This is a genomic window from Bacillus sp. JJ1764 (assembly GCF_036962145.1).
Taxonomy (GTDB): domain Bacteria; phylum Bacillota; class Bacilli; order Bacillales; family Cytobacillaceae; genus Neobacillus.
The window spans coordinates 10997-18806 of record NZ_JBALNY010000163.1; the positions used below are offsets into that span (position 1 = coordinate 10997).

Genomic DNA, 7810 nt, shown 5'->3' on the forward strand with positions numbered 1-7810 from the left:
CTAGAAAGCTCATGCTAAACCTCATCGGACTGTAATTCTTGAGTTTGTTTGCTCAACACAGACGTTTTAGCCGTACGGTGAAGCTGTTTATTTTTCAAAAATAAACTTGAAACCGCCCCCACGATCCCACGAGGATAAAAAATGACCAGCAAGGTGAGGACAGGGCCAAAGATTAACATGCGATATTGCTGGAAATCTTGTAAAAACTGTGATAGCCAAACGATTAATAAAGTTCCGACAAGTGGGCCGCTCAATGTTCCAATTCCACCGATCAATAAATAGGTTAATAGATCAAACGTAATAGTAATGGAGCCAATGTCAGGACCAATAAATCTCACAAAAGAAGCGTATAATGCTCCTGATAAACCGGCAAAAAAGGTGGATAAAACAAAGACAGTTAATTTATTTTTCATGGTGGAAATACCGATGGTCTGGGCTAAATCTTCACTGTTCCGGATCGCAATGTAGGTTCTGCCTGACAAAGAATGGATGATTCGGTACATGATGAATACAACTAGCAGGAGGAAAAATAAGACTAGATAGTAGTGGGAAATCTCTGTTTCAAATGTAATGGGGCCAATAGCTGCAGGTGCAGGAATGCCAATTAATCCGCGCACACCTTCGGTTAATGTTTCCCATTTATCGATAACGAGATAGAGAATATAACCTAAACACAGTGTATAGATCGCGAAAAAATGCTCTTTTGTACGTAATGCAATCAGCCCTACTATGAATCCAATAGCGCACGTAATAAGCAAAGACAGGATGAAAGCCAGCCAAAAGTTCATTTGTTGTTTAACCGTGAGGATCCCTAACGAATAGGCACCAATGGCAAAGAATCCGGCATGCGCTAGTGACAGGTATCCCGTATAGCCTGCCAGTAAATTTAAACCGTAGACTCCGATCATCCAAATGAACGCCAGTGTCATCACGTGAATAAAATAGCTGTTAGGGACAACAAGAGGAAAACTGATGCTGAATAACACTAGAATAAGAATGATGGTTCGTTTGTTAAGCCATTTTGCCATTAATGTCCCCCCTTAGAAAATAATCCTGTTGGTTTCACGGTCAGAATAATGACAAGGAGAACAAACGCGATGATGTCCTTATAATCATTGGAGATATACGTAGCGCCAAGACTTTCACTAAAGCCTAAAATATAGACGCCCACAATAGCTCCAGGTATACTGCCCATTCCGCCCAGAATAATAATGACAAATGCTTTTAAAATAACAAGACTTCCCATCCCGGGAAAAACAAGATTGATGGGTGCTGATAAAGACGAAGCAATCGCTGCCAGTCCGCCTGAGATCATAAAGGTGAGCATTGCAACCTTATTTGTATTGATCCCTACTAAATTAGCACCCTCACGATTTTGGGACATGGCAATAATAGTAGAACCGGTAAAGGTTTTTTTCAGGAACAGATATAGCAGAATCATCACCACAATAGCGGCTACGACAATCAAAATCCGTTGCATGGTAAAAGTGAGACCGAAAATTTGAACCACTCTCTCATAAGGAGTTGGCATACTTTGGTATTCCGCTCCCCAAAAATATTGAGCAAAGGCTTCGAGGAATAAGAGAATGCCAATTGCGGCAATTTTATCATGGATTGGCGGTGCTTCTCTTAACGGATGAAAAACGAAACGTTCCATTAATACTCCGATGAGTCCGACTGCGATAATGGAGACAAAAATCGCCAACCAATAATGGAGACCGTATTTGGTCATCATTGTTAGCGTTATGTATCCGCCCATCATATATAAAGCACCATGCGCAAAATTGGGAATGTGCAATATACCATATACGAGCGTCAATCCCAAGGCAACTAAAGCGTAAACACTACCGATGGTTAAACCGTTGAACAGCTGCTGAATCAGAATCTCCATAGCTCTCCCCCTTTTTTGTATGTAAGGGGGCCTCCTTTGTGGTCTGCCCCCATAGGTTTGAATTATTTCACTTCTGCCTTTTTCTTTTCCTCGTCTTGCAGGGTACGCCATAATATTTTGCCACTGGAAGTCATTGGGAATTGTTTTCTAAACTCGATTATTCTTGGATATTTATAAGCAGCCATATGTTCTTTCGACCACTCGATAATTTCCTCGGCTGTGATTGATCCCTCATACCCCTCATTTAAAATGACGAATGCTTTAACGGTTTCACCTCTTCTTGGATCGGGTACACCCACTACACAAGCCTGCTGAATGGCTGGATGTTTGTAAAGATACGACTCAACCTCCGTTGGCCACACCTTAAAACCAGAGGCATTGATCATCCGCTTTACTCGATCGACAATGAAGTAATAACCCTCATCATCATAGCGGCCAATATCACCTGTTCTGAAAAACTTTTTCCCTTCGATTTCGATAAAGGAGCTGCGATTTTCATCATCGCGATTATAGTAACCGATCATCACTTGCGGTCCATTTACGATAATCTCTCCAACCTGATTCACTCCTAACACCTTTCCTGATGCAGGATCAATAATTCTGGAATCTACATCAAAGGATGGTATTCCGAGACATTGCATTTTAGGCCGTTCAGGTGGATTAAAGTGCGTTTGGGCAATTGTTTCAGAAAGGCCATAACCCTCTACGAATCTCAGCCCGGTTAAGTTATATAATTTTTCACCAACCGCTTCTGGAAGTGCCGCTCCACCACCGGAAATAGAGGTTAACGAGGCAATATCTTCAGCTTGGAGATTAGGATTTGCCAAGAAATCCACAATCATTGTGGCAATTGTCACCCAGTGCGTGCAGCCTAAATTTTTAATAAGCTCAACAGCTGCATCCCGATTCCATCTTGTCAAAATGACCATCGTACTTCCGCTGAAAATAGGCATATGCATACTGTGGACCATCCCCGTTACATGAAAAAGCGGCAAGCTCATCAAGTGGATGGCATTCGGAGTTGAAGACGACCAGTGGTAGGCTCCAACCGTGTTTGCGTTTACTGTCCGATTGGTATGCATACAACCTTTCGGGAGTCCGGTTGTCCCTGATGTATAGGGTAACACTGCCAAATTGTCAGCTTTTGCTGTATGCTCAGATGGAGACAAGTTCGCTTCAAGTGCATCCTTCCAAAGAAAGTGTTCTGGATATGAAAAGACCGCTCGCTGTGCCTCTACCTCTTTTGGAAGCATCCCCTCAAAACCCTCATCAATATAATCCGAATAGGCTGCAATCAATAGATTGCTTAGAGATGTTCTTTTAAGAAGCGGGCTTACACGGTCATATAATTCTTGTCCCACAATTGCTGCCTTAATCTCGCAATCTCGAACATAAAACTCTAGTTCATCCGCTACTAGCATAGGATTAATCGGAACCACAACGGCATTAGCCCGCAAAATCGCATAAAATCCGATCACAAATTGCGGGGAATTTTGCATAAACAGCAAGACCTTTTCACCTGATTCTACCCCAAGCTTCTGCTGCAAATAGCCTGCCATTGCTGTTACCTGTTCGTCCAGTTCCTGGTACGAGATTTTACCACCGTAATAAAAGATTGCAGTCTGATCAGGATATCTCTCAGCGCTTACCCGCAAATTATCATAAAGCGAAGTTTCCGGCACCCGTAAGGACTTCGAAATCTTCGGCCAATGTGCAAAATGAAGACTTACCACAAACACATCTCTCCTTTGATGATTTTTTAGTGCTAGCCACCTTTAGAATGATAGCGTTTCCAAAATGGTTATGGTGACAGTCACCAATAAACTCTCATACCCCTTTAAATGGTTTGAAAGTAGGTACTGGTGACAATCACCGGCTGATTATTCGCGTTCTAAAATGGTTGCAATACCTTGACCGCCGCCAATACAGGCTGTGATAAGGGCATATCTGCCACCGGTTCGTTTTAGTTCATAACAAGCTTTGGTTGTGAGAATGGCGCCTGTAGCACCAAGCGGGTGGCCGTGGGCAATGGCTCCCCCGTTAACATTGACTTTTTCCAAGTTCATTTCTAATTCACGGTTACAGGCTAGCACCTGTGCCGCAAATGCTTCGTTAATTTCAATAACATCCATTTGATCCAATGTCAGACCAGATTTCTCCATGACTTTTTGAACTGCTGGAACAGGCCCGATGCCCATGATATTTGGGTCTACCCCGGCGACAGCATATTGTCTGATTACAGCTAATGGTTGCAAACCTAACTCTTCCGCTTTTTCCCGAGACATAATGACAAGTGCAGAGGCTGCATCATTCAAACCTGAACTATTGCCCGCTGTAACCGTTCCACCTTTTAAGAAGGCTGGCTGAAGCTTGGATAATCCTTCGAAAGTCGTTTGCGGTCTTGGATGCTCATCCGTTTTAACGACAACTGGTTCGCCCTTTCGAACTGGAATGGTGATTGGCACAATTTGTTCATCGAAGCGCCCCTCTGCCATGGCTACTGCCATCCGCTGCTGACTTCTTAGGGAGAATTCATCCTGTTCCTCCCTTGAAATATCGTATTTTTTCACTAAATTTTCTGCGGTGATTCCCATTGGCGGGTCGCCGATTTCGGCTGGGGACAACTGAGATTTTTTAAAGCTTGGTGGTGCGGAACTGTATGGCTTATCCGGACGATCCATTAAATAGGGTGCACGGCTCATACTCTCAGTCCCCCCTGCTATAAAGATGTTGCCATCTCCTGCCCGGATTGCCTGTGCAGCCAGATTGATTGCGTTAATACCGGAACCGCATTGACGATCAACCGTAATTCCAGGGATTTCAATCGAAAGCCCGGTCTGCAAAGCTGTTAATCTAGCGATGTTTCCTCCACCTGATAACACATTTCCAAAAATAACGTCCTCGATCCATTCAGGTGCAATATTTGCTATTTTTACAGCTTCTTTTATCACTTCGGCACCAAGTATATGCGCCGGAACTGTCGCAAGTGCTCCACCTTGTCGGCCAATTGCAGTTCTTACCGCTGAAACAATCACAGCATCTCTATTCAAATTTTTGAACCTCCCTTGAAATCTATTAAACCTACATCACATGCGCTCCGCCATCAACAACAATCACATCGCCGGTAACGAAATCCGAAGCCTTCGATGCTAAAAATAGAGCGACTCCTTTAATATCGGTATCTGAACCAAATTTTCGCAGCGGCGTTCCTTCAAGGATGGCATTTCCACCTTTCTCCAGTAGCCCTTTAGACATTTTAGTCGGGAAAAAGCCCGGTGCGATGGCATTTACATAGATGCCATGCTCGCCCCATTTAACAGCTAAATCCTTGGTAAATGTGATGACAGCACCTTTGCTGGCATTATAGCCGATTGCATTCATCACTTTTGGATTAGACCCCTTTATCCCAGCTACAGAGGCAATATTGATGATTTTGCCTGATTTTTGCTCAATCATGACTTTTCCAACTGCCTGCGACATTAAGAATGTTCCTGTTGCATTAACATTCATGACCTTTTGCCATGCCTCTAACGGCATCTCTTCAACAGGTGCTCCCCAGGATGCCCCGCTATTATTGACTAAAATATCGATTCGACCAAATTTCTCCATCGTTTGCTCGACGACATGATTTACATCTTCCGGATTGCTGACATCGCATTTAAATGCCAAGCTTTCAACCCCAAGACTTTTAAGCTCTTCGCTAACTTCCTGACAAGCTTCCAGTTTTCTCGAACAGACCACTATATTTGCGCCCGCCTCGGCTAAGCCCTCCGCAATTTGTTGGCCTAGTCCCCTGCCACCGCCAGTTACTAATGCTGTTTTTCCCGTTAAATCAAACAATTCTTTTACATGCATCCGTCATATCCCCCTAGTCAATCTTATAGGTACTTTTTCAATTCATATCTGGCGATGGCGCGGCGGTGTACTTCATCAGGACCATCAGCAAGTCTTAAGGTCCGGATGTTTGCCCAACTAGCTGCGAGAGGAACATCATCGCTGACGCCGGCAGCACCAAACGCCTGAATCGCACGGTCGATTACCTTTAAGGCCATATTAGGGGCAACCACTTTAATCATGGCGATTTCGCCTTTTGCTTCCTTATTACCAGCAGTATCCATCATATAGGCAGCCTTTAATGTAAGCAATCTTGCCTGTTCAATTTCAATTCTCGAATCAGCAATCCATTCTTGAATAACGCCTTGTTGGGAGAGTTTTTTTCCAAAAGCCGTACGCTCTTGAACGCGCTTACACAACTCTTCCAATGCCCGTTCCGCTGCACCGATTGATCTCATACAGTGGTGAATTCTCCCTGGTCCTAGGCGCCCCTGGGCTATGGCAAATCCTTTTCCCTCCCCCCAAAGCATATGAGAAGCTGGTACTCTAACATTTTTATACTCTATCTCTGCATGTCCGTGCGGAGCATGATCATATCCAAAAACAGGGAGCATTCTTTTAATGGTTACCCCAAGAGTATCGAGTGGCACAAGAATCATAGATTGCTGCTCATATGTAGGAGCATCCGGATCATTTTTACCCATCACAATGGCAATTTTACATCTGGGATCACCTGCACCGGAGGACCACCATTTCGTTCCATTGATGACATATTCGTCTCCATCACGAATAATACTGGCCTGAATATTGGTTGCATCTGAGGAAGCTACATCAGGCTCAGTCATTGAAAAACAAGACCGAATTTCCCCATCCAACAATGGCTGAAGCCACTTTTCCTTTTGTTCTTTTGTGCCGTATCGAACTAATACTTCCATATTTCCTGTATCGGGAGCAGCACAGTTAAATACTTCCGGGGCAATGCTGGAACGGCCCATGATTTCACATAACGGGGCATATTCCAGATTTGTGAGCCCTGCGCCATATTCACTTTCCGGTAAAAATAAATTCCATAATCCGTGCTGTTTTGCTTTTTCTTTTAATTCTTCCATGATGGACGGGATCTTTGAGAACGGATCTTTTGCATCCAGCTGTTCATAATAAAGTTTTTCATTCGGGTAAATATACTCATCCATGAAATCTATGAGTTTTTTCTGAAGGTCCTTTACTTTTTCGGAATAACTAAAATTCATTTCAGTCCACTCCCTTTACATACCAACTAGTTAGTATGTTAATAGTTATAATAATATCAAAATTTTTAGAATATTCAATAGCTAGTATTCGTCAATTTTCTTGGTATTTTTCCGTGGTTATAGTCGCTCCACCATGATGGCCATTCCTTGGCCTCCCCCTACACAAAGGGTTGCAATACCCCTTTTTTGATTTCTGCGTTGCAGTTCATACAATAAAGTGGTAAGAATTTTGGCACCGGTTGCACCGAGCGGATGTCCTAGGGCAATCGCACCTCCGTTTACATTCACTTTTTCGGGATTCACTTTTAATTCCTGTATGACCGCCAAGGACTGTGAAGCAAACGCCTCATTTAATTCTATCAAATCAATCTCTTCAAGCGTTATGTTCGTACGATTTAACAATTTCTGCACTGCCGGAACCGGACCAATCCCCATAACTTCCGGTTCAACACCCACTGCTGCCCAATCCACGATTCTAGCTAACGGCTGTAACCCTAGTTTTTCCGCGTGTACTGCAGACATTATAACCATCGCGGCAGCACCATCATTTCTCCCACAAGAGTTTCCGGCTGTTACCGTGCCGTTGTCTTTAAAAACCGGTCTGAGCATGGCTAAAGAGTCGATGGTGGTTTCCGGACGCGGATGTTCATCTCTATCAAAGATAAATGAGCTTTTTTTATTTTTGATTTCTACAGGTACAATTTCTTCTACAAAACGATTATTAGCGATGGCATCTGCCGCTTTTCTTTGGCTTTTAAAAGCAAAAGCATCCTGATCCTCACGTGAAATGGAATACCTTTGCGCTACATTTTCAGCGGTGATCCCCATCCCAAGC

Annotated in this window: 7 protein-coding genes; all 7 read right to left on the bottom strand. The window is 43.5% G+C overall.

The features are described from left to right. Positions 1-14: 14 nt before the first annotated feature. On the bottom strand, positions 15-1028 hold the full coding sequence (locus V7083_RS19975; RefSeq protein ID WP_335481218.1) for a branched-chain amino acid ABC transporter permease: 1014 nt from the start codon (positions 1026-1028) through the stop codon (positions 15-17). Then, positions 1028-1891, bottom strand: a complete 864-nt coding sequence (locus tag V7083_RS19980) for a branched-chain amino acid ABC transporter permease (protein WP_335481219.1) — start codon at positions 1889-1891, stop codon at positions 1028-1030. Before V7083_RS19980 ends, V7083_RS19975 begins: the two co-directional genes overlap by 1 nt. A gap of 62 nt (positions 1892-1953) precedes the next feature. Further along, entirely contained in the window at positions 1954-3624 is a 1671-nt protein-coding gene (locus tag V7083_RS19985; RefSeq protein ID WP_335481221.1) for a long-chain fatty acid--CoA ligase, read from the bottom strand. A 147-nt stretch (positions 3625-3771) separates the two neighbouring features. Continuing rightward, the gene (locus V7083_RS19990) at positions 3772-4941 is read right to left on the bottom strand and encodes a thiolase family protein (RefSeq protein WP_335481223.1); all 1170 of its coding nucleotides are present in this window, start codon (positions 4939-4941) and stop codon (positions 3772-3774) included. A gap of 31 nt (positions 4942-4972) precedes the next feature. Beyond that, the gene (locus tag V7083_RS19995; RefSeq protein WP_335481225.1) at positions 4973-5746 is read right to left on the bottom strand and encodes an SDR family oxidoreductase; all 774 of its coding nucleotides are present in this window, start codon (positions 5744-5746) and stop codon (positions 4973-4975) included. A 23-nt stretch (positions 5747-5769) separates the two neighbouring features. Next, positions 5770-6975 carry an acyl-CoA dehydrogenase gene (locus V7083_RS20000; protein ID WP_335481227.1) on the bottom strand — a complete coding sequence of 402 codons (1206 nt, stop codon included), beginning with the start codon at positions 6973-6975 and terminating at the stop codon, positions 5770-5772. A gap of 117 nt (positions 6976-7092) precedes the next feature. Next, on the bottom strand, positions 7093-7810 hold a 718-nt coding region (locus V7083_RS20005; protein WP_335481229.1), incomplete at its 5' end, for a thiolase family protein.

What these genes read in the sequence shown, in the direction of transcription:
- V7083_RS19995 (WP_335481225.1), bottom strand. Translation starts at nt 5,746, where the DNA reads ATGCATGTAAAAGAATTGTTTGATTTAACGGGAAAAACAGCATTAGTA.
- V7083_RS19975 (WP_335481218.1), bottom strand. Translation starts at nt 1,028, where the DNA reads ATGGCAAAATGGCTTAACAAACGAACCATCATTCTTATTCTAGTGTTA.
- V7083_RS20000 (WP_335481227.1), bottom strand. Translation starts at nt 6,975, where the DNA reads ATGAATTTTAGTTATTCCGAAAAAGTAAAGGACCTTCAGAAAAAACTC.
- V7083_RS19980 (WP_335481219.1), bottom strand. Translation starts at nt 1,891, where the DNA reads ATGGAGATTCTGATTCAGCAGCTGTTCAACGGTTTAACCATCGGTAGT.